Here is a 21,353-nt window from a genome sequence, read left to right on the forward strand (position 1 = left end):
GTCTCCAGATCGGCCCCCACGATCACCGGAGGGCCGTTAAACGGCAGTGCGTTACATGGCGTCTTTGATGACCGCAATCACGTCATCAGGGTACTCGTAGGCCTCTTGCACGATGGCCTGGATTTCCTCACCGCCGACAAAGTTGATACCCAGACTCTGGTTTTGCGCATCCTTAAGGAACTCAGGGTCCTCGACGGCCATGGCGATGGCCTTGCGCAACATCGCGACTCGGGCTTCGGGCACACCGGGAGGCGCCACCACCGGCCGACCCATGACCTGGCGGGCAAACAACAGGTTCAGCACCTGCCGTTGCTTTTCAGTTTCTGCAAATTCAGTGACCAGCGGAACATCCGGAAGATCGGAGTGCTTCTTAAGCGACATCTGGAACAGAATATTGACTTTGCCCTGCTCCATACCCTCGTTCAGTTGGGCAATCCATTCTCCGCGAGTCGATTTTGCACTACTCCAGGACCAGCCGCAGCGACCTTCAACTTCGCCCCTCTCCATCGCCAGCATGACATCGTTGCCGCCCGGGTAACCGGCGATGATGTTGAACTTGAAGCCAAACAGGTCGCTCAGCACTTTCGGGAATAGGTTGGTATCCGCCCCGGCGCCGGTTGAACCAACGGACAACGCCTCGGTTTTAAGGTCCTGCCAGTTTTTAACCTTGGCTTCACGCCAGGCCACACACAGGCTGGTTTCATTGTTAAGACTACCCAGCCAGTTCATTTCTCCCGGCTTGTAAAGCGCCTGCTCATTACCGAAAAGCGGTTCGAAAGCCATACCGCGGGCTACACTCGCAATGACCGTGCCGTCGGATTCCAGGGTATTGGCAACCTGATTGGTGAGCACCAGACTTCCAGCACCCGGTACATTCCGCACCACAACCTGTGGGTTGCCGGGAATGTGTTTGCCGAGGTGGCGCGCAAGTGTTCTGACGTAAGTGTCATAGCCACCCCCAGCGGAGTGACCACTGAGAAATGAAATGATTTTGCCGTCGTAAAATGCCTCATCACTTTGGGCATAAACCGGGCTTGCAAGTGTGACCGTCGCCAGAGTAAAGGCGGCTGTCATTCGAACGATCGAACGGAACATAATTTTCCCCTTTATATATTCATTGTTTTTGTTGTGCCGATATAAAGTCTTTTACTTGCTGTCTTATCAATTCAACACCGAATACCCGCAAGAACAAATAGCGTTTCAGGTTTTTCATATAGCTTTATTAATATAAATTTCTGCCTGCACGACACCAGCAACCAAATCAACGTGAGAGGATTCGGGGCACGATCTGAGCATAGGGAGGAAGGGCGATTTTAAATCACCAAATGGTCGGAAAGGGTCGGGCGCGCTGGATCAAACGGTTGACCACAAAGCGCCCTTGCGCCAAGGCAAGCGCCAAGTTCACAGGGAGACACCGATTGGACCTGAGTCAAAACCAAGACCCAATCGGCGCCTTCCTCAGAACACGTTTTCGTTATATTTGCCGGTTTTCAACGAGCGCGCTCCGGACTCGACCGAAGCGCGCTTATTACCGCTGGCTTAGAGCGGTGGCAGATGCTCCTTCTCGGCCTCATAGGCCGATTCCATCTGTGACGTGAGTCCTTTCTCAGCCAGCGCGTCTGCAAACAGAGTTCGCACGGTGTTGCTCTCATCCGCGTAGTCGATCTGGTGGCCGCCAATACGACGGCTGATCCAGGCCTTGGGAACACCCTGAGCGTTGCGGAAAGCCACACCCTCGTATTTGAACGCAAGATAGCGCGCCGGGGTTTCACCGGTATTGAAGTGTTGGTGGAACCACATATTCGGGGGCGTGATCAGCGTGCCGGGTTTCCAGTCGTAGCGCTTGGGCTCCTCACCCTCAGGCCACATCAGTGAGTACCCCTCACCCGCCAGAATGATCACGTGAGCACCCGGGCCGTGGGCGTGGGCTTTCTTGTAAGTACCAACCGGGAACTGGGAGATGTGCGCGTTCATGGAACTCTTCGCCAGGTTGAAACGGATGTGTCCGCCGCCTGCGCCACGCTCTTTAGCCTCAACCAGAGGCAGATTCACAGCGTCAGCAACAAAGTTGGTCTCCAGCCTGAACCCGTTCAGTTCGTCCTTTGGCGAAAAATAATCCGACTCACCAGAGAAACGGCTCTTGAAGTCGTATTCCGTATTGAAGATGAAATCGTTCTCTTCATACAGGTTCATGATCGGTGGCATATTGGTCACCGACACAAAGCGCGCGGGCTTCTGACCTGATCCGTTGAAATGCTGGAACCAGGTGTTCAGCGGCACGGCAAACAGCGCGCCGGTTTCCCACTCGAACGTTACTTTCTGTCCTGCATCGTTCCAGACGGTGGTAGAACCACGACCGTCCAGAATCATGATCATTTCCTCGAACAGCTGGCGCTGGGGCGCAAGCTTTCCACCGGAGGGAATCTCGCACACATAGCAGTCGTTCGTGGTTCTGGAGGCGTCATGGTTAATAAAGACGCCTTTACCACCGCGACTGTCCCAAGGCTTCAATTCCACCGTGTTCAGATCCGGTACATAGATACCGTCGATGATTTCCAATCCCTGATTCGCGACCCAGCGCGTATAGGGTGTTTCTTTTTCCGTCGCGAATTTTTTGGCAATTTCGTCGGAGACGATTGCGTCTTTTCTCGCCATTGTGTCGACCTCGTTACATTCTGATGGTGATGACCACGCACCCGATCGATGAAACCGATGCGCCGGCCCATGAAATCATGCGTGTCCGATGACCGGCTCAATAAAAATAAACTGGAACGCCGGTCCTCCATACGGAATATCCCACAGAGAATCCCAAAACGTCAAGTAAACTGGAACGCCATTCCTTTAACTACGAATGCCATTTAACAGGCTCAAGCCTGTGATACCGGGGGTTGGCGCCAAAACAGCCACCCTGTACATTTTCCACATAAAGGAACATCGTTCCATATATTTTGACCCAGTGCTAGAATCGACGTTTAAAACAAGCATTGACCGGCAGACGGGAGCGCATCCATGAAGGACGATCACGGACATCAACACAGCCACGCCCATGGCCATCATCACGATCATGACCACCACATCCCGCAGGATGATGGGCCCATTGAAGAAAACCCTTTGTGGCAGCGGGACAACGTCACTCTCTGGAGCGTCGGAATTGACATCGGATCAGCTGGCACCCAGGTGTTATTTTCAAGAGTCCAGTTACAGCGACAGTCGGTCGACCTGTCCAGCCGCTATATCATCATTGACCGCGAAACCTTCTATGAATCGCCGGTGAGCCTGACGCCCTACCGGAGCGAGACCCTGATCGATGACCGGGCGCTGGGTGAAATCGTCGACAATGCCTACAACTTCGCCCGGGTTCGCCCCGAAGACATTGATACCGGTGTGGTGATTCTCACCGGCGAGGCCCTGCGACGGGAAAATGCCTCGCGAATTGCAAGCATCCTTTCGGAGAAATGCGGTGATCTGGTGTGCGCGACCGCAGGCCATCACATGGAGGCCCGGCTCGCTGCGTTCGGTTCCGGGGCGGCCAGAGCCTCGTTTGACCGCGACGAATGTATTCTGAACATCGACATTGGTGGGGGCACCACAAAACTCAGCGTACTGGAAAACGGCAAAGTGCTGGCTACCGGTGCCGTTCACATTGGCGGTCGACTGCTGGCGACTGACCCCGATGGGACGCTTGCCCGCATTGATCCGGCCGGTCGAACGCACGCCGCCCGGGCCGGTTTTAACTGGCACGTCGGCGATCGGGTTGACCCCGAGCAGTTGGACCAGGTGGCCCAAACCATGGCCAGTACGTTAATTCAGGTTCTGACCTGCACGCCGGTGCCGCCGGACGCCGCCGAGCTTTACTTGACAGACCCCATTCCCGACGAGCTCTTGCGCCGGGCGAAAAGCATGGTGTTTTCGGGCGGGGTTGCGGAGTTTGTCTATCGACGCGAAGAGCGGGACTTCGGCGATCTCGGACAACGCCTGGGCCACGCATTGCGTGACCGGATTGATTCGGGCGAACTGTCCTGGAACTTGCTACCGGACAGCCAGGGTATTCGCTCTACCGCCCTGGGCGCCTCTGAATATACCACCCAGTTAAGTGGCAACACCTGTTTTGCAACCGATTACGATGCCCTGCTGCCCCAGCGAAACCTACCGGTACTCCGTCCCGAGTTCGACTTCACCGACCAATTCAACCCTCAGGAATTGGGCGCCAAGCTGCGTCAGCATATCGAAGCCTTCGAGATCGATGCCGCAAGTGATGATCTGGTGTTGGCCTTTCACTGGGACGGCACACCGGAATATCAGCGCATGCGGGCGTTGGCCGAAGGTATCCGCGAAGGTGCAGCCGACCGAATTGCAAGCGGCAAGCCGCTCTTCATCGTGCTGGATGCAGACATCGCGCTGAACCTGGGCGCCATTCTGCAGCAGGACCTGAGCATTGATAATGACATACTGGTGATTGACGGGGTCGCACTGTCAGACTTTGACTATATAGATATAGGGCGCATCCGCAGGCCGTCCAACACCATGCCTGTCACCATTAAATCACTGATGTTCAACGACACGATGGACGGCGCCAAAGCGCCGGAACGGATTCATCACAAACCCAGGGACTAGGCCGGGAAACAAGACCTTCCGAACCAACCCCAGGTGAAGCGTCAACAACACCTGGGGTTGCGAGCCGCTCACCCCATCAATAGCACACCGGGGAACAGCTTGTATTCCAACAACTGAACAAAGACAACGAAAACAAATGCCGTTGCCCCGGCAGCCACAGCGGCGCACATAGGCAGTGATAACCGACCGGAGAACCTGAGGAAAGCAAAGACGTAAAGCGGTGTACTGATCAGAAACCCGACCAGATAGAGGGCCAGCAAAAGCCCCCCTAACCAGCCCACGGCCTTGAGTTCTTTCACCACACTCACGCCGGCCATCTCGTCCTCAACCGCCGCCTGGCGTTCCTTCGGCGGTCGCATCACCGCAACCACTTGCACAGTCAGTTCCAGCAGCGCCAACCCGAGAAAAATCCAGCCCACAAGTTGCGGGAAAGTACCGCTGATGCCCTGATACGAATAGGCGGCAATCAGGACCGATATCGCGCAAAGCACCATCACCGCCGCCACGATCAGCCCCGAGTTCAACAATCGAACCATCATGCTTTCTGTCCTGTTTTGCGCTTCAGTGCTTTGGAGATCATCGGCATCAACAACGCCACTACCACCAGCCCGAGGAGAATCACAAACGGGGTATCGCCAAAGGCCTTGGACCAGTCACCGCGATACATCAGTGACGTCTGGAAGTAATTTCTTTCCATGAGCCCCCCCAGCACCAGCGCGATCACCAGCGTGATCCTGGGATAGTCAAAGCGATGCATCAGATAGCCCAGCACGCCAAAGAACGCAGCGGCAAACACATCACCGATGGAGTTGTGCAGCGCGTAGGCGCCAACCAGGGAGATGACAATCACTGACGGAATCAGAATGGAGGTATCGATGTAGGTGACCTTGATCAGGTAACGAGCCGTCAACAACACAATGATTCCGCTGGCAACCGTCGCCGCCAAAAGCGCCAGAATCAGCACAAAGATGGTGAATTCGCGTTCCAGCAGCAACATCGGCCCCGGGTCCATGCCGTGCAGCACCAGCACCCCCAGGAAAAGGGCCATCTCGGCGCTGCCGGGAATGCCAAAAGCCAGCGTGGGTATCAGCGCGCCACCGTCTTTGGCATTATTGGACGCTTCAGGGGCGATCACACCGCGAACATCGCCTTTGCCAAACTCTTCCTTGTTTTTGCTGGTCTGCAACGTAAAGGTGTAGGACAGAAAGGAGGCCACGGTGCCGCCAACCCCCGGCACAGTTCCAATCACCGAGCCTATGGCAGATCCACTCAGGATTACTTTGAAATGTCGAAAAGCTGATTTGATGCCCTCTAGTGTTCCGGATACTCCCACGCTGTCCATGTCGCCAGATTTTGCGATAGTGCCACCGTCAACATACAGCTTCAGCATCTCCGCAATCGCAAACAGACCGATCAGTACCGGCACGATCGACAGGCCATCCCACAGGTAATCGATACCGCCGGTGTAGCGGGTAACACCGCCCAGGTCGTCGTAGCCAACGAACCCGATGAACAGGCCCAGACAGGCGCCAATGAGCCCTCGAAGAAGATTGCTGCTGGCCGCCGTCAGCGCCGTCAGTCCCAGCAACGCGAGCATGAAATAGGCGGGCGGGCCAAAAAACAGAATGATGCTCTTGGCAACCGGCAACAGCATGATCAGAATCAGAGCGCCAATCACACCACCCACCGACGATGCCGTGACCGCAGCACCAATGGCCACGCCAGCCTTGCCCTTGCGGGTCAGCGGATAACCATCGAAGCAGGTGGCCGCGTTGGGCGCTGTACCTGGTGTGTTCAGCAGGATCGCGGTAATGGAGCCGCCAATCGTGACGGCGCCCATGACCCCACCCATCAGGGTAGTGGCCTGCTCTGCCTGCATACCAAAGGTCAGCGGAAGCAACAGTGCAATGGCTGTCGCCCCGCCAAGCCCCGGGATGATCCCGAACACGACACCGACCACCACACCGAGCAGCAGGAAAAGAAGGTTCATACCGTCCGCGAGGTAACTCGCGGCGGTAAAGACTGAATCAAACATGGAGATTACGCCAGGTTATAGAGCGTTGGGGTTTCGCAGGTCCGCCTTGAATTTTTCGTAAAACTCAAAGGACTCTTTAAAAGACTTTGCAGTCGCGTCGCCATCGAGTGGCACCACATCCATGCGGGCTTTCTGGGCGGCATCCAGAAACTTGGGATCTTTCACGGTTTTATCGAACGCCTCACGAAGCACCTTGACGACCTCCGGATCCATGTCAGGCGGTCCCGCCAGCGCGCGCTGAAGATCCAGCGGCGTCAACTCCGAGTAACCGGCTTCGGCGAACGTGGGTACGCCTTCAAGCGGGCTGGAATCACCCGTCACTGCAAGCGCTCTGAGATCGCCGGATTCAACGTACTTGGCCGCTGACGAAATCGGTGCCATCGCCGCATTACCGTCGCCACGGACCAGGGCAACCAGCGAGTCCGATGTACCTGAATACCCCGCCAGGTAAATCGGATTCTTTTTCTGGAGACCAAGGGCACTGGCAACAATTTGGGTGGCGGCCAGTACGGTAGATCCGTAACCAGTGGATGTGAAGGTTATCTCGTCAAGCTGACGCAGGTCCTCGACGGAAGTGATGTCAGAGCTTCCCGACACCAGCAGGACGTATGCCTGGGCTTCAATCCGTCCAATCCAGGTCATTTCCCGCAGGTCGTACTCCGCCGGCTCACCCAGGATTCGCGGCAACGCAAAACCCGGCAGATTGATTATTCCGATGGTGTAACCGTCCGGGTCTGCGCGATACACCATGGTGGTTCCACGACGTCCGCCAGCGCCGGGAACATTGCGCGGCAATACGTTGACCTCACCGCCAAGATGTTCACCAAATTGCGGGGCAAAGGCCCGAACCGCGCGATCAAAACCGCCCCCCGGGCTGTAGGGAATAACGATGGAAACGTCTTCATCGGGGAAGGCGTGGGCGTTGAGGGACAGGCCAAATGCAAGGAGCAAAAGACTCAGAATTTTTGTTGTAAGTTTCATGGTGATACCTTTTTGTATTCGTAATGGCAATTGTGTTTTCGTTTACTGGGTGATCGCCGCCGTCACCGCAATTTTCACCTTGTGTTCGGCCGATGCGGGCTTACCCTCGACTGTGGCACGGGCCGGCGAGCAGCCGTCTGGCACCCATTCGTCCCAGACCTGGTTCATTTCCTCAGCGGTCCTGATATCCGCCAGCCAAACCGTTGCCGTCAGCAGGTTTCGCTTGTCCGTACCTGCCTCACCAAGCAGCCGATCAATCATTGCGAGCACATCCTGGGTCTGTTCAGCGACACTTCCACCCCGGTTTTTAAGAGCCTGCAAACCCGCCAGATAAGCAATGCCATTGTGAACGACAACACGACTTATTCGCTTACCGCTGTGTATCCGCTTTATGGTCATAGTTTGCTCCTTGTCTAATTTGGCAGCTATTGGAGTAGCCCGTGATCAGATCACAAACGATTCCAGAGCTTCCGGTGCAAAAAGATCTTCGGGCGTCAGTAACTGCTTCGAGAGCCCCTGCTCGTAGTGGTACCGTAGAAAAGTGGAAATCGTTTCCCGGTTCTCGTTGAAGCCGTACGACCAGAAATCCTCACCCAATTCTCGCCGGGCTTCCTCAACGTGGGCTGAAAGCCATGGCAACATGGTTTTGTGTGCCGCGGTTTCGTGCATGTCCTGATAGGTTTTTTTCTGGGCTTCTTTGAACGCCTTGAACAGCGACTGCGCGACCCATCGGTTCTGCTCGTAAACTTCACGCCGAATCACGACGCAATGCATGATTGGAAAGATGCCCGTACGTTTGTAATATTCCAGCTCGACAGCTGGGTAATCTTCAAACAGCCGCACTACCCGGCCGCTGCCGTCATAAAAGGTGGACGGTGCTCGCGCGGTGTGCAGCGCATCAATTTCACCATCCAACAGCATTCGTGCCAGAGTTTTGTCGGGCCCGATTCGCTCTACCTTGATGGTATCCGGCAGGTTGAGCTTGAGCTTCTCAGGGCGATTTGGCTCTTCTTCGCCACCGGTCATGTACAACACGCTCTCGACCGGCACCTTGTACTCGTCAGAAAGAATGCCGCGAATCCATACAGGGGCTGTCATCTGATATTCAGGAGTGCCAATACGTTTACCAACCAGATCACCGGGCTTACGGATACCGGCGTCTGCGTTGACGTAAATCGACGAGTGCCGGAAAAACCGTGAAGGAAACACCGGGATGGCAATGAACGGACGCTCTTCTGAAAACAGCGACACCACGTAGGACGACAGCGACATTTCCGCCGCGTCGAATTCCCGGTGACGCAACATTCTGAAAAAGGTTTCCTCAACGGGCATGTTCAGATAGTTCAGATCAATACCGTCTGGCTGAACACTGCCGTCCATCAGCGCACGCGTTCGATCATAGTCCCAGCATCCGAGTGATAGCCTAAGCTTTGACATACTTACCCTCGTGAATTCATTGGGCGTCGACCCATTTCGGGAACGCCGTTCCTATTCTAACAGTTTTAGTATGCCACAGGTTTTATCGCAATACTGATCGCTTTATCGTTCAGAATCATATCGGAATCGATATGTCCGCAAGGTGATTTCCGGGCCGAAAGGCTCAGTTCCAGGCAATGGCAATGACGCCTGCAGTGGCAATGGTCGCAGCAATATAAGTTTCCAGATCCGGTCGAGCCTCGGTTCGAAAAACCACCACGGACAGAAAGGAGGCAATGAATATTTCCAGCGATGCAATCATCACAACGGTCGAGACTTTTTCGTAAAAGAGCGCAGCAAACAGAAGAATCTGGCCCAAAGAAACCGTGAAGGCGGCCAGCACGAGCCAGACATTCAGATTGCGGAACATATTGCGGAAGTTCACCCGATACTGGGAGACGAAGATGGCGGCAATCACGAAAAACGTGAAACCGGATACGGCGCTGACCATGGTTCCAAACGCCGGTGCAGCCACCAGAAGCAGGCCATATTTGCGGGTTATGTACGCGAGCGCGTAGGACAGGGCCGACCCCACGCCCCAGCCGTAGCTTGCCAGCGAGGGTGGCGCCGCTTGCGCCTCGATATCGGCCACACTGCGCTGAAATGACCGCCGGATCAGCAGCCCGAATGCCAACGCAATACCGACAATACCAAGTCCGTCCAGGCCGGTAACGGGCTCGCCCAAAAGGGCAAACGCCAACAGCACGGAGAAGAAGGGGTTCAGCCGTTTAACGGCACTTGCGCGGGTGACCCCCAGTTTACGAATCGAGGCGAACAGGAAAGTACGGCCGAATACCATGGCCAGTATGCCGGCCAACACAAACCAGCCAATACCGGTCCACCATTCGTCCGGATTACCGGTACCCAGGCTGCCGCCCTCCAGGGTCAACCAGAGCAGACCGGAAAACACCATAGTGACCAGGACAGAAAACATCACACCCCGGTCACCGCCGCCGCTCGCGCCCTTGGAAATAAACACGTTACTGCACGCAAAGGCCACTGCCGACAGCAGCGCCAATAGCTGTCCTGTTAGCGCGTCAGACACCGGAATATCGATCCATTTGCCCGTGAGTGCTGGCCATTGGAGCCCGGATCATGGCCACTGCCAACCGGCAATATCAACCAGCACCTGCGGCAGATCAAGGTTGGCGAGGATGATCTCAGTGCTCAGCGTGAGCGCGACAACACCGGCCATGGACAGCAATACGCCGAGGTACACCCAGAGGCCGAACACCTCGTGTTCACGGTTGATCAACCAGCCGAACAACACACGGAAAACGGCGGACGTGGATTGGATCGGAGTGACCACCGTGACCGGAGCAATCGACAGCGCGGTATACCTGAGACCCTGCGACAGACCAACCAGAGCTCCAGCCAGGGAGAACCATTTGGCCGCTACCGGCTGCATCGATCGGATGTGTCCCCACTGTTTTGTAGCCAGAATGATAACGCCAACGACAACTGCCGCGGCCGTGTAGGAAATCAGGCCGCCGGCAATGCTGAAGCCCGGCCCCTGATTCTCCAGGCCCATGCGTACCAGCACCGGGCTGATGCCGTATCCCGTGGCAGACAGCAGCGCGAAGGTGTAGCCCTCGGCATAGTTGGGTTCAAAATCCGGCAGCTTGGACTTCTTCGGTTTGTCGGACGACTCGCCGCTGCTATTGTCCGCGTCCTTGGCTTTGGGCTTTTTCTTGTGCTTGGCTCGACTGGTGGCGACGACGCCACCCACGATCAGCACGATGCCCAGAATCTTGAGCGGTGTCAGAGTTTCGCCCAGCAGCAGTATCGCCAGAATCAGGGCGATAATCAGCTGCGCCTGTTTCCAGGGACCGGACAAGTTGCCGCCAATGGCTTTGGTAGACCGGTAATTACAGTAACGCCCCCAGACAAAGTGCATCACCCCCGCTGCGGCCAGCCAGAAGTAGCCTTCGGCAGGGAACGACCACAGCTTGTCAATATGACCGGTGGCTATACCAGCCAGCAGAAACAGCGGCACGCCCATCGGAACGGTGATGGCCAGGGCCTGAAACACCGAGCCACTTAAAACGCCTCGTCGCAAGGCTGCGTTATTAAATCCAAAACTGGCGGCGGCCAGGATCGCAAATACACCACCTAGCATAGCTGTCTCCCAATAATCCGTAATGACCAGCAAGGCGGTTCGCCCGACTGGGATAACTGCGTGTTATCGCGCTTCCATATACTCTTCAATTCACTCGTCAATTGCCCAGAGGCCAGTCAATAACGGACGTTTATGTTCTTTTCCTGGGTAAAGCTGCGGATCTCGCTGGTGTCATGCTCCCGGCCGATACCGCTGTTTTTCACGCCGCCAAAGGGCGCACCCTTGAAGCGCTTGCCACCGTGGCCGTTGATCCAGACGTAACCTGCTTCGATGTCGTCGCCGACCCTCAGGGCCGTCGAGATGTCGTTCGTCCAGACATTGGCGCACAGGCCATATTCCACGCCGTTAACCTGCTCCATCATGCTGGCTTCGTCGTCCCAGACCAGAATGCTCATGACCGGGCCAAAGATTTCCTCGCGGGCGATGGTCATGTCGTGGGTGACCTCGTCAAACACTGTGGGCTCAATAAAATACCCATCCGCCAGGTCTTCACCCTTGGCATGGCCGCCGCCGGTCATCAGTTTGGCGCCCTCGGATTTCGCCGAGTCGATGTAGTGCATGACGCGATCATAGTGCTGGCGCGTGACGACCGGGCCCATCTCGGTATCGTCTGCGTCCGCGTGACCGACCTTGATTTTTTCCACCCGCTTGACCACCTCGCTGACGAATTCGTCGTGCAGATCACGATGGACAAACACCCGGGAGTTGGAACCACAGGACTGCCCCTGTGAGCGGGTGAAGTTCATGCCCGCGACTGCCGCATCGGCGACCTTCTGCACATCAACATCGGGATAGATAATCAGCGGGTTCTTACCACCCAGTTCCAGGCTGAGCACCGCAATACCCGCCTGCTGGCTGATCAGATTTCCAGTAGCGACCGAGCCGGTGAATGCGATTCGGTGAATGTCGGGGTGAGACACCAGAGAAGCCCCCGTAGTAGCCCCGTCACCGGTGATCACGTTGACCACGCCGGGCGGCAAGTGCTCCTGAATCAGTTTGCCGAACAGCAAGGCGCTGAGGGGCGTCTGGTCGGCAATTTTCATCACCACGGTATTGCCTGCGATCAGGGCAGACGCAATCTTTCCCACGGCGAAGGAAATCGGATGGTTGAATGGAAGAATACGGGCCACCACGCCAAAAGGTTCCAGGCGGGTATAGTTGAGTCCACCGCCCGGGGTCGGAACGGTCTGCCCCTTCAATTCCATCCCCAGATTGGAGAAATGCTCCAGCAGACCGGCGCCTTTATTGGCATCGTCCACCATCGCCTGGTAAGGGTTACCGCAATCCAGCGCGTCGAGCATGCCAAACATTTCCGCCCGCTCGCGGACGGCGCGGGAAAGCGCCTTGAGCATCTTGCCACGTTCATCCACGTGGAGTTTTTTCCAGCCGGGAAACGCCGCCTTGGCCGAAGCCACAGCGGATTTCACATCCTCCGCTGTGGCAAAAGGCACGTCGGCCAGGGGCTGATCCGTTGATGGATTGATGGTGGTATAGGTCTTTCCCGACTGGCCCTTTACGAACTTCCCGTTGATGGTCATCTGCCATCCTTCGGTCTCTCGCTCTGCCTCTTCCAATACGGTCTTTCCGTATGCTTTCAGATTAATGGCCATCCGCTCGTTCCCCCTTCATTTAACCTGAGTTACAACATCCACCAATACGGAACGGCGCTCGTTTTTCACGATTGCGAGTGCCTTTTTCAACGCTGGCGCGATGTCTTCAACGTTTTCAATCGGGCCGATACCGGCAACGCCCATCGATTCCGCCATGGCCGCAAAGTCCACCGGTGGGTCAACAATCGTGGTACCGATCGAGGTGCGCTCAACATTGCGGCCACGATGACGGGCAATGTTGATCTGGTGTTCCTCGGAGTTGTAATAGGAACGGTTATTGAACATCACGATCAGTGCGGGCAGTTGGTGGTGGGCCAGGGTCCAGAGCCCCCCCGGTGTAAACAGAAGGTCACCGTCGGACTGAATATCCACCACAATTTTTTCCGACCCGCGGTGGGCCAGGCAGGCACCGATGGTGGCACCTATGCCATAGCCGAGGCCGCCGCCACCGGAGGCACCCAGATACTGGCGCGGGGAACTCATGGTGAAAATCTTCTGCACCCAGCCCCTCAGGTTGCCATTGGCAAGCACGAAGTCTTCGTCCTTCAGCAAGGTCCAGAGTTCGTCCGCCATGACCGCCGTGGCGATCGGCGTCTCCGTGCGTTTCTTGACCGCCTTCTGTTTCCACTGCTCGCGCAGGCTGGCGTGCCAGTCGGTAACCGTCTTGCGGCGAGACTCAACCACGGCAGGCAGCGGGCGGGCGAACAGAGCCTCTCGCAACACCGGCAGCAGAACCTGAGTGTCCGCAAGAATGTTCATCTCCGTTGGGAAGAGGCGCTGGAAATCCGCGGACCAGGCACGGGTGGTATAGTCCATCAGGCTGACCGCGAAGACCCGGGCGGATGGCTGCAGTACCGGTTCCGTGGTACGAATCGTGCGCTCGATTCGCGACAGGGCTCCGTACAGATCTTTCATGTCCAGAGCGATCACAACGTCGGCCCGTTCCAGAACCTCGAAATTGGCGCCACTGAGATTCATCGGATGGTCGGTCGCCATATTGAATCGGCTACCCTGATCAATCACCGGAATCGCCCAGTCCTCAGCGAGCTGAGCCAGGGCGTGAAACGCTTCATCGGACCGGGCCGTATAATCGGCGATAATGACCGGCCACTTGGCGCCCTCCAGCGCTTCAACCAAGCGCGCGGTGACCGCCGGCGAAGGTCCTGGGGGCGTCCCTGGCGAATAGGCCTCAGGGCCGGGCGGGTTAGTCAGAGCAGGAACGCTATCAAGCTCTTCCTGTTCAATTGGCGCTTCCTGAAGCATCGCATCGAAACAGACATAGACGGGCCCCGCAGGTTCGGTGACCGCCAGACGGTGCGCCCGATAGATGGAATCGCTAAGGCTTTGAACCGATGCTGGCTGATCATCCCATTTGACGAAATCCCGAATCAGATTGCCCTGAACCAGCGCCGTATGAAGCCAGTCCGAGCCAGGCCGCCGCTTCTCTACCGGCATGGGTCCGGTGCCACCAAACAGCAGGACCGGGACCCGATCACACCAGGCATCGTAAATTGCCATGGTCGCATGCTGCAGGCCCACCACATTGTGGATAGCCGCCGCCATGACTTTACCGGTTGCCTTGGCGTAGCCGTGGGCTATGTCCACCGATATTTCTTCGTGGGTGCAAGTGATCAGTTCGGGCATTTCCCGGTGCGGATGGTTAATCAACGAATCGTGCAGCCCCCGGAATGAAGCCCCCGGGTTGAGAGCAATGAAGGGCACATCCAGGTTGGCGATCAGCTCCGCCATCAGGTCCGAGCCATAACGTACCGTTTTGTTGTTCGTCATCTGTGATACCTATGAGGTGTGTTGTTCGAGTCTCCGCCCTGCCACCGGTCGGCCAGTCTTTATCCCACCGGGCTTGTAAAGTAATAAACTCCCATGCCCTGAACGAAAATCAGGTAAACGCTGAGCGCAAAAAACAAGGTGTACAGAACGGACAGCGTCCAGCTCTGACGGATCAGGCATTTCAGGTAAACAAAAAAGGCGATCAAGATGCCTGCAATTACACCAGCGAAATAGATCGCCACGACAAACAGCGCCATCCAGGCGACAAACAGGTAATTACCTTTCAGGCCAGATCCCTCGTCGTGGGACGAGTTATCCAGGGCGCCTTTGTCAGTGCCGGCGAACGAAAAACGTATTCCCAACGCCGGAAACAGGTCACACAGGAACTGAAACGCCGCAAGAACCAGAAGCGGCACGCCAATCACGCGGGGCACAAGGGCGGCGTCTGATCTCAGATCGAAGGTCTGAAACAGCATCAGGGCGGCGAACAGGCAGATCAGTAACGAAAACACTGTTCTTGCATTAAGCTGAACCATGCGCGCCCCCCAGAATCCGCTTCATCAGAGTGGACGTGCGCAACCATGGCCAGAGCAGGGAAAGTACCGTCAGGCACAATAAAGTGAGTGATATGGAACGGTTGAAGAAGGCTTCCCAGCCAAAGGCTGCCATCGTCTGGTGATAAGACGCCTCAACCAGCCCGCCCAAAACCAGGGCAATAATCAGTGCGATACGCGAATAACCGAACTGCTTCATCAGAATGCCAATCAGACCGAACAGCAGCGCAATCACGACGTCCCAGAAGGATCCTTCAACGGCATAGGCCCCCACGAGCGAGATTGCCACAATGCCCGGTGCCATCAGCGTGCCGGGAATCCGGGTGACAATCGCCATCCTCGGCCCTACCAGCAATGACACTGGCAATGCCACCAGCTTGCTGACAATGGCCACTGCAATCAGGAAATAGGTCATGCTGAGGTTGGTGGTGAGCATTTCCGGCCCGGGCGTCAGCCCGTGCATGATCAGCCCGCCAATCAACACCGCCATCGCCGCACTGCCGGGAATGCCGAAGGCGAGCGTTGGCAACATGGCGCCACCCTCTTTCGCGTCATTCGCTGCTTCCGGTGCCAATACCCCTTCAATCGCACCCTTGCCAAAACGCTCTGGCGTCTTGGACGTCTGGACGGCAGAGCCATAGGCCATGAAACTGGCGACCGCACCGCCAACCCCCGGAATCATGCCCAGGAAAATACCGGTCAGCGAAGACCGGACAAACAGCCAGCGATGGTGAATAAAGTCCCTGAGCCCTTCTCCAAAATCGGTCTTGATGTCGTGATCGTAGTCGCCGGCGATGGAGGTCTTCTGGTAATAAAGTTGAAACGCCTCGGTAATTGCAAACAACCCGATAATCACCGGTACCAGACCAAGACCGTCCCATAGGTGAAAGGAGCCAAAGGTGAAGCGTGAGGAACCCATCAAAGGGTCGGTCCCGATAAAGGCGAGCATGAACCCGACCAGAGCAGAAATGATCCCGCGGAACGCGCTGCCCTGGGTGACGACAGCAATCACCGTGAGGCCGAAGATCGCCAGCATGAAGAAATCGGGGTAAGTGAACGCCAGCACCAGACTTCGCGCCAACGGCAACACCAGATAGAGCACCAGAAAGCCAAAAATACCGCCAATGGCGGACGCCAGAACCGCAACCGTGATGGCCTTACCCGCCTTACCCTGCTTTGCCAGCGGGTAACCGTCAAAGGTTGTTGCAGCGGCGGTTGCCTCGCCCGGCGTATTGAGCAGAATCGAAGTGATGGCGCCGCCATAGGTTACCGTGCCGTAGGCTGAAATCAACAATACGATAGCGGCGTCAGGCCCCATGCTGAACGTCAGCGGGATCAACAGCGCCAAGGCAACGCTGCCGCCCAGGCCCGGAAGAATACCGATCAATAACCCAAGCACGACCGCACCCAGCATCAACAACATCAAGTACGGTTGCGACAACAAGGTGACGAACTCGTTAAGAAGTTCCAAGAGAAAACTCCTGTTAGAAAAGTCTGGTCGTGATACCGCTGAAGGGTGTGGGCGAGAGCCCACCGATGATGAGGGCTCTCTTCTGGCTTCGGCTAGTTGCTACCCAGCAGCTCGGAAATGGTGTCTTTGTAGTCGGTGAAGCCCTTAACGGCGCTGTTAACGACCCGCGAAGTCTGAGCGCCGTCCAGGTACTGGACTGATACTTCCATTTTCTCCACACGCTCAATAAACGCCGGATCTTTTACAGCCTGGGCAATAGCCGACTCGAGCGCTTTAACAACCGCATCCGATGTTCCTGCTGGTGCGCCAAGAATGCGGTTAGTGTTAAAGGCTTCGTTGATCTCGGCAGGCAAACCGATCTCTGATGGCGTGGGCACATCCGGATACGCTGGGTTCCGTTCCGCGTCGTAGTACATCAGCATCTTCAGATCACCGTTTTCGATGTACTGCTTGAGGCTATCGAAAGAACCCCAGGACACGTGGGAATCTCCGCGAATGATCGAGAGAATCGCCTCACTGGTGCCAGAATGGTTCAACGGCTGCCAGTCGACGCCCAACAGATCGAAGGTGACCGCACCTGTGATCGTGGCATTGGCCGTTAATCCTTTGGTGGAGACCACGGTTCTGTCGCGACCTTTAAAATCGCCAGGGGCATTGAAACCCGAATCCGACCCGACAACCATGATGGTCGGGTCCAGCGACAGCCGCCCGAGCCAGGCCATCTTGGTGAGATCGTACATCACCTCTGAAGCGGTTTGTGTGGCTGCCAGACCGCCCAGGTTAAAGATACCGATGGTGTAACCGTCCGGCTTCGCCCGATAGACATAATTGGTGGCCACCACGCCGCCAGCTCCCGGCATGTGCCGAACCAGAACGTTGGTATTACCGCCCAACTGCTCCTCCAGCACAGGGGCCAATGCCTGCGCCCAACTGCTGTAACCACCACCGGCGTTATAACCGACCACCAGCTCGATATCACGCTGTGGGAAACTGTCCTGAGCAACCGCTGTGGCTGTGAAAACAGACGCAGCAAGAGCAACCGCGCAGGACACTGCGCGCCATGGTTTTTCCATGTGTGTGTGTTTCATCAGTGTGGCCTTTTTGTTATCGATTTTTGGCTGTTTACCTGGCCGGCTATCCGGCGCCTGTCGGCGCCGCGTCAGCCCAGATACTTGTTAAGCGTTTCAGAATTCAGGACTACAGACGGGTCGTATTCCGGCGCGTCTTCGATCTGCTCAAGGTCATTCAATCCGCAATATTTATAGATTCGGTTGATCGCCGATATCAGCCGTACCGGCTTGTCCGGATTGGCATTGAAATGCTGATGAATGGTGTTCGGTGGAATGTAGATAACGTCACCCGCTTCCCAGTCAAAGCGTTTCTCTTCGTCCTGCGGTCGCCAGTGGTAGGTGTCGGTGATTTCCACGTCACAGTCGGTGTGCAGGTCATATCCTTCACCTTCCAGAACGTAGAGACACTCTTCCGCCAGGTGGCGATGCTTGCCCGACCAACTGCCCGGCGGGATGATCTGCATATAAACGTCCACCGTTTCCATGCGGGTGTTCATCTCTTCATTGATCAGATGCTTGAGCAAGCCCTGACGAGACATTTCCCATGGCATGTCGGCGGGTTTTACGATCTTCTTGCGGTGGCTGTCGCGCTCCGGCTTCTCCATCGCGTCGTCCAGCAGGTGCTGATACAGCGGCTGCGAAAGGTCACCCTGTGCCCATTTGGTTGCTTCATCCCACGCCATCACATTGTCTCCGGATTGAAATTGGTTAACGTTTACTTATCGCCTTCTTCACGCGCTTCGAAGCCCACACCTTCAGGCGTTGGCTCAGTCGGGCGGGGGATAACCTGCTTCTGAAATAACATGTTCATGAACATATACATAGGCTTGGTTTTGATCACCAAAGCCCGGGCCGGCAAGTGCTTGTCAGCGTTGAAATGCTGGTGCACACAGTTGTTGTGGACGATGGCCACGTCACCGGCTTCCCAGTCATACCGGATGTTGTCGTGAATCTCGTAGCCCTTGCCGTCGAGAATGTAGAAGGCGGCCTCGTTAACGTGACCGTGCTTCTGTGACATCGCACCCGGACCATATTCTTCAAGATGCAGGTGGAAGGTCTGGGTAATTTCATCTTTGGGCTCGACATAGTGCTTGCTGAAGCACTGAGGCCCGTCAACAAATGAAATTTCACGGCCTTTTCTTACTCTCGGCTGGGCTCTCAGTTTCGCCAACTCTTCACTCAGGCTGTACTGACCCTGAATGCCGCGAACGAAGATACGGTCCTTCTTGCTGTGGTACTGGTCTTCTATGCTCATTGTTTAAACCTCATGCTTGTTGCGTCAGCCAGTCCCCAAACTATTGCTTAGGCATTGGTGCAATCATTAATCAGTCGGGATCATAAGAACCGGGTAAGATCTCTTAGCGCCGGGAAGACGTCGCCGATCACCGAAGACGGCCAATTCACGTTGATGCCCATATGGAAAACGCCGTAGGAAAACAGCACGGTTCCGAGGGCGGTCAACAACGCCAGGCGCACGCTCTCCTTACCTTCAAGTGCTGTAAACGCGAAGATGAACACGAAAATGGCCGGTAGAAACCCAATCAACCAGATCAGGACAGTGAAACCAAACAGCCAGCCAACAACCTTGGCCAAGCGACCGGGCCACTTATCCCCAAGCGCGCCAGCGACGGTAGCCTCACCACCTACCTGCCTGGTGAAGGTCGATGCCATGAACGACAAAGCCGTGCAGCCAATGGCGACGCTTAATGCCGACAGAGGAACAACGCGGTCGTTAAAGGAGAAATCGCCGGCTTGCACCCAAAGCACACCGAAAACAATCAGCAGGAGCCCGGAAAACAGCGAATTCGGGGTCACGCGCGGCGCACACCAGATGATGCTGCCCTTGGTCTCGCCTCGCTCCATGAAGGTCTTCTTCAACCACGGACGGGCGCCCTGAAATAAGCCCCAAACAGTCAGGGCAATCAGCAATATCACCAGCGGGCGAGTAATCCATTCGAAACCCGAGCCGGTTTCCGAAGTGCTTAGGGACGTATTTACCGATATCCACAGGTAGCGCTCGAAAATTTCGCCCAGGACAAAGCCCAGCAGCAAAGGCGGGCGTGGCCAGTCCAGTTGTTTCATTACCCAGCCAATGGCACCCACGCCCAACAGGATAATAATGTCACCCCAGCTCGCCGAGCCCTGATAGGCACCGAGGAAAACCACAACACTAATGACGGGGACAAGGATTCCGAACCGCACCAACGCAACCTTGGCAAACTGATCCGCAAAAATCAGGCACAGACCGGCACCCAGGATATTAGCAAGCGCAAGGCTCCAGATGATGCCGTAGGTGATATCGAGGTTAGTGGTCAGCATGTCAGGGCCGGGGACCAGACCGTGCATAAGGAACGCACCCAGAAGCAGCGCCATCGAGGCACTACCCGGTACACCGAACGCAAGCGTTGGCACCAGCGAGCCGCCAGTCTTGGCGTTATTGGCCGACTCGGGACCGATCACCCCACGAACATCACCAAAACCAAAGCGCTCCGTGTTTTTCTCGCTGCGCTTGGCGTGGCCATACGCCAGCCAGTCTACGACCGCCGAACCCAGGCCCGGTACCGCACCCAGACCGGCACCGAGAGCGCCACACCGGATGGTTAACCACCAGTTCTTGAAAACATCACGAATGCCTTGCATCTGGCCACTGCGACTCGACTTGGCGGTTTCTTCATTGCGCGCAATTTTGGTTCGCGCAATCGCCATATCGATCAATTCGGGCAGTGCAAACAAACCCAATGTCAGGGGTACCAAAGGCAGGCCGTCCCAGAGATAAAGCTGGTCGAAGGTCCAGCGCAGAGACCCGCCCTGGCTACCCAGACCGATCATGGCAATAACCAGTCCTATCGCGCCAGCCGCAATACCTCGCATGGGCGCCTTGCCGCTGAGTGCCGCTACCATGGTCAGGCCGAGGATGGTCAGCATGAACAGCTCTGGCGAACCGAAGTACAACATCATTGGCCGAATAACGGGAATCGTCATTGCCAACAAGACGGCACCGATCACGCCGCCCAGTAACGAGGCCATGTAGGCGGCACCAAAGGCCCGACCGGCTTCGCCGTTTTTGGCCATGGGAAAGCCATCAACGACCGTTGCCGCAGACCCGCTGGTACCGGGCACGCCGAACAGGACCGCCGGAATCGTATCAGACGTTGTCGTTACGGCACCCATGCCTACCAGAAATGCAAACGCAGCCAGAGGGTCCATGGTGTAAGTAAACGGAATTAGGATGGCGAGCCCAACAATACCTCCGAGCCCCGGAATAACACCGATGCCCAGGCCCAAGAGAACCGCTACCGCAAGAATCATCAAGCGGGTCGGATCCATCACCATTTCTAGCGCGCCAAACGCTGCTTCAATCATCACCCAACCTTATTGTCATTTTGGGGGTCTTTCCGTTACCCGTTAAATAGTCGCCCTTATTTCTCAAAGCGCGTTAAGTCAATCTGCAATTCAGTAGCGCCGTCAGACACTGCTTTCGGCGCCGCCGTTTCCGCATCAGCCACCGCACTTGCCCCAAAAAAACCGAGCAAGACGATAAAAAACAACCAAGTCTTGACTGTGTCCTGAATATTCAATGCCTCTATCTCCATAGGTCTTGTTTAAACTGAAAGCCGCCTCGTCTATCGAGACGG

General features: G+C 56.2%; 19 protein-coding genes. 1 reads left to right on the forward strand and 18 read right to left on the reverse strand.

Annotation, left to right across the window (positions count from 1 at the left end):
- Window positions 1-51: 51 nt before the first annotated feature.
- Window positions 52-1,095, reverse strand: a complete 1,044-nt coding sequence (locus tag MDG893_RS18560) for a Bug family tripartite tricarboxylate transporter substrate binding protein (RefSeq protein ID WP_007155372.1) — start codon at window positions 1,093-1,095, stop codon at window positions 52-54.
- Window positions 1,096-1,539: 444 nt separating this feature from the next.
- Complete coding sequence (locus tag MDG893_RS18565) at window positions 1,540-2,655, reverse strand: cupin domain-containing protein (protein WP_007155373.1); 1,116 nt, start codon at window positions 2,653-2,655, stop codon at window positions 1,540-1,542.
- 354 nt (window positions 2,656-3,009) lie between these two features.
- Between MDG893_RS18565 and MDG893_RS18570 the strand changes: the two genes are divergently transcribed.
- Window positions 3,010-4,614: an ethanolamine ammonia-lyase reactivating factor EutA gene (locus tag MDG893_RS18570; protein ID WP_007155374.1), complete on the forward strand. Its 1,605-nt coding sequence runs from the start codon at window positions 3,010-3,012 to the stop codon at window positions 4,612-4,614.
- A 68-nt stretch (window positions 4,615-4,682) separates the two neighbouring features.
- Here the strand turns inward: MDG893_RS18570 and MDG893_RS18575 are convergent, their stop codons facing one another.
- From MDG893_RS18575 to MDG893_RS20995, 16 genes are all read right to left on the reverse strand, one after another.
- Window positions 4,683-5,153, reverse strand: coding sequence for a tripartite tricarboxylate transporter TctB family protein (locus tag MDG893_RS18575; RefSeq protein WP_007155375.1), 471 nt, complete (start codon window positions 5,151-5,153; stop codon window positions 4,683-4,685).
- Window positions 5,150-6,649, reverse strand: a complete 1,500-nt coding sequence (locus MDG893_RS18580) for a tripartite tricarboxylate transporter permease (protein ID WP_007155376.1) — start codon at window positions 6,647-6,649, stop codon at window positions 5,150-5,152. The genes MDG893_RS18575 and MDG893_RS18580 overlap by 4 nt, the downstream gene beginning before the upstream one ends.
- A 15-nt stretch (window positions 6,650-6,664) precedes the next feature.
- Window positions 6,665-7,630 (reverse strand): tripartite tricarboxylate transporter substrate binding protein, encoded by a 966-nt coding sequence (locus MDG893_RS18585; RefSeq protein WP_007155377.1) that lies wholly within the window; start codon window positions 7,628-7,630, stop codon window positions 6,665-6,667.
- Window positions 7,631-7,672: 42 nt separating this feature from the next.
- Window positions 7,673-8,029, reverse strand: a complete 357-nt coding sequence (locus MDG893_RS18590) for a RidA family protein (RefSeq protein ID WP_007155378.1) — start codon at window positions 8,027-8,029, stop codon at window positions 7,673-7,675.
- A gap of 45 nt (window positions 8,030-8,074) precedes the next feature.
- Entirely contained in the window at window positions 8,075-9,067 is a 993-nt protein-coding gene (locus MDG893_RS18595) for a substrate-binding domain-containing protein (protein WP_040474785.1), read from the reverse strand.
- Window positions 9,068-9,230: 163 nt separating this feature from the next.
- Window positions 9,231-10,151, reverse strand: a complete 921-nt coding sequence (locus MDG893_RS18600) for a DMT family transporter (RefSeq protein WP_040474786.1) — start codon at window positions 10,149-10,151, stop codon at window positions 9,231-9,233.
- Between the two features lie 48 nt (window positions 10,152-10,199).
- On the reverse strand, window positions 10,200-11,225 hold the full coding sequence (locus MDG893_RS18605) for a DMT family transporter (protein WP_007155381.1): 1,026 nt from the start codon (window positions 11,223-11,225) through the stop codon (window positions 10,200-10,202).
- 116 nt (window positions 11,226-11,341) lie between these two features.
- The gene (locus MDG893_RS18610) at window positions 11,342-12,835 is read right to left on the reverse strand and encodes an aldehyde dehydrogenase family protein (RefSeq protein WP_007155382.1); all 1,494 of its coding nucleotides are present in this window, start codon (window positions 12,833-12,835) and stop codon (window positions 11,342-11,344) included.
- Window positions 12,836-12,850: 15 nt separating this feature from the next.
- Entirely contained in the window at window positions 12,851-14,623 is a 1,773-nt protein-coding gene (locus MDG893_RS18615) for a thiamine pyrophosphate-binding protein (protein WP_007155383.1), read from the reverse strand.
- Between the two features lie 59 nt (window positions 14,624-14,682).
- Window positions 14,683-15,159: a tripartite tricarboxylate transporter TctB family protein gene (locus MDG893_RS18620; protein WP_007155384.1), complete on the reverse strand. Its 477-nt coding sequence runs from the start codon at window positions 15,157-15,159 to the stop codon at window positions 14,683-14,685.
- Window positions 15,146-16,648 carry a tripartite tricarboxylate transporter permease gene (locus MDG893_RS18625; protein WP_007155385.1) on the reverse strand — a complete coding sequence of 501 codons (1,503 nt, stop codon included), beginning with the start codon at window positions 16,646-16,648 and terminating at the stop codon, window positions 15,146-15,148. The genes MDG893_RS18620 and MDG893_RS18625 overlap by 14 nt, the downstream gene beginning before the upstream one ends.
- Window positions 16,649-16,740: 92 nt before the next feature.
- Window positions 16,741-17,736, reverse strand: coding sequence for a Bug family tripartite tricarboxylate transporter substrate binding protein (locus MDG893_RS18630; RefSeq protein ID WP_007155386.1), 996 nt, complete (start codon window positions 17,734-17,736; stop codon window positions 16,741-16,743).
- Between the two features lie 71 nt (window positions 17,737-17,807).
- Complete coding sequence (locus MDG893_RS18635) at window positions 17,808-18,401, reverse strand: cupin domain-containing protein (protein WP_007155387.1); 594 nt, start codon at window positions 18,399-18,401, stop codon at window positions 17,808-17,810.
- A 32-nt stretch (window positions 18,402-18,433) separates the two neighbouring features.
- Window positions 18,434-18,973 carry a cupin domain-containing protein gene (locus MDG893_RS18640; protein ID WP_007155388.1) on the reverse strand — a complete coding sequence of 180 codons (540 nt, stop codon included), beginning with the start codon at window positions 18,971-18,973 and terminating at the stop codon, window positions 18,434-18,436.
- 80 nt (window positions 18,974-19,053) lie between these two features.
- Window positions 19,054-21,081 (reverse strand): tripartite tricarboxylate transporter permease, encoded by a 2,028-nt coding sequence (locus MDG893_RS18645; protein WP_007155389.1) that lies wholly within the window; start codon window positions 21,079-21,081, stop codon window positions 19,054-19,056.
- A gap of 56 nt (window positions 21,082-21,137) precedes the next feature.
- Window positions 21,138-21,296: a hypothetical protein gene (locus MDG893_RS20995; RefSeq protein ID WP_157132881.1), complete on the reverse strand. Its 159-nt coding sequence runs from the start codon at window positions 21,294-21,296 to the stop codon at window positions 21,138-21,140.
- Window positions 21,297-21,353 lie beyond the last annotated feature (57 nt).

This window comes from Marinobacter algicola DG893, assembly GCF_000170835.1.
GTDB lineage: Bacteria > Pseudomonadota > Gammaproteobacteria > Pseudomonadales > Oleiphilaceae > Marinobacter > Marinobacter algicola.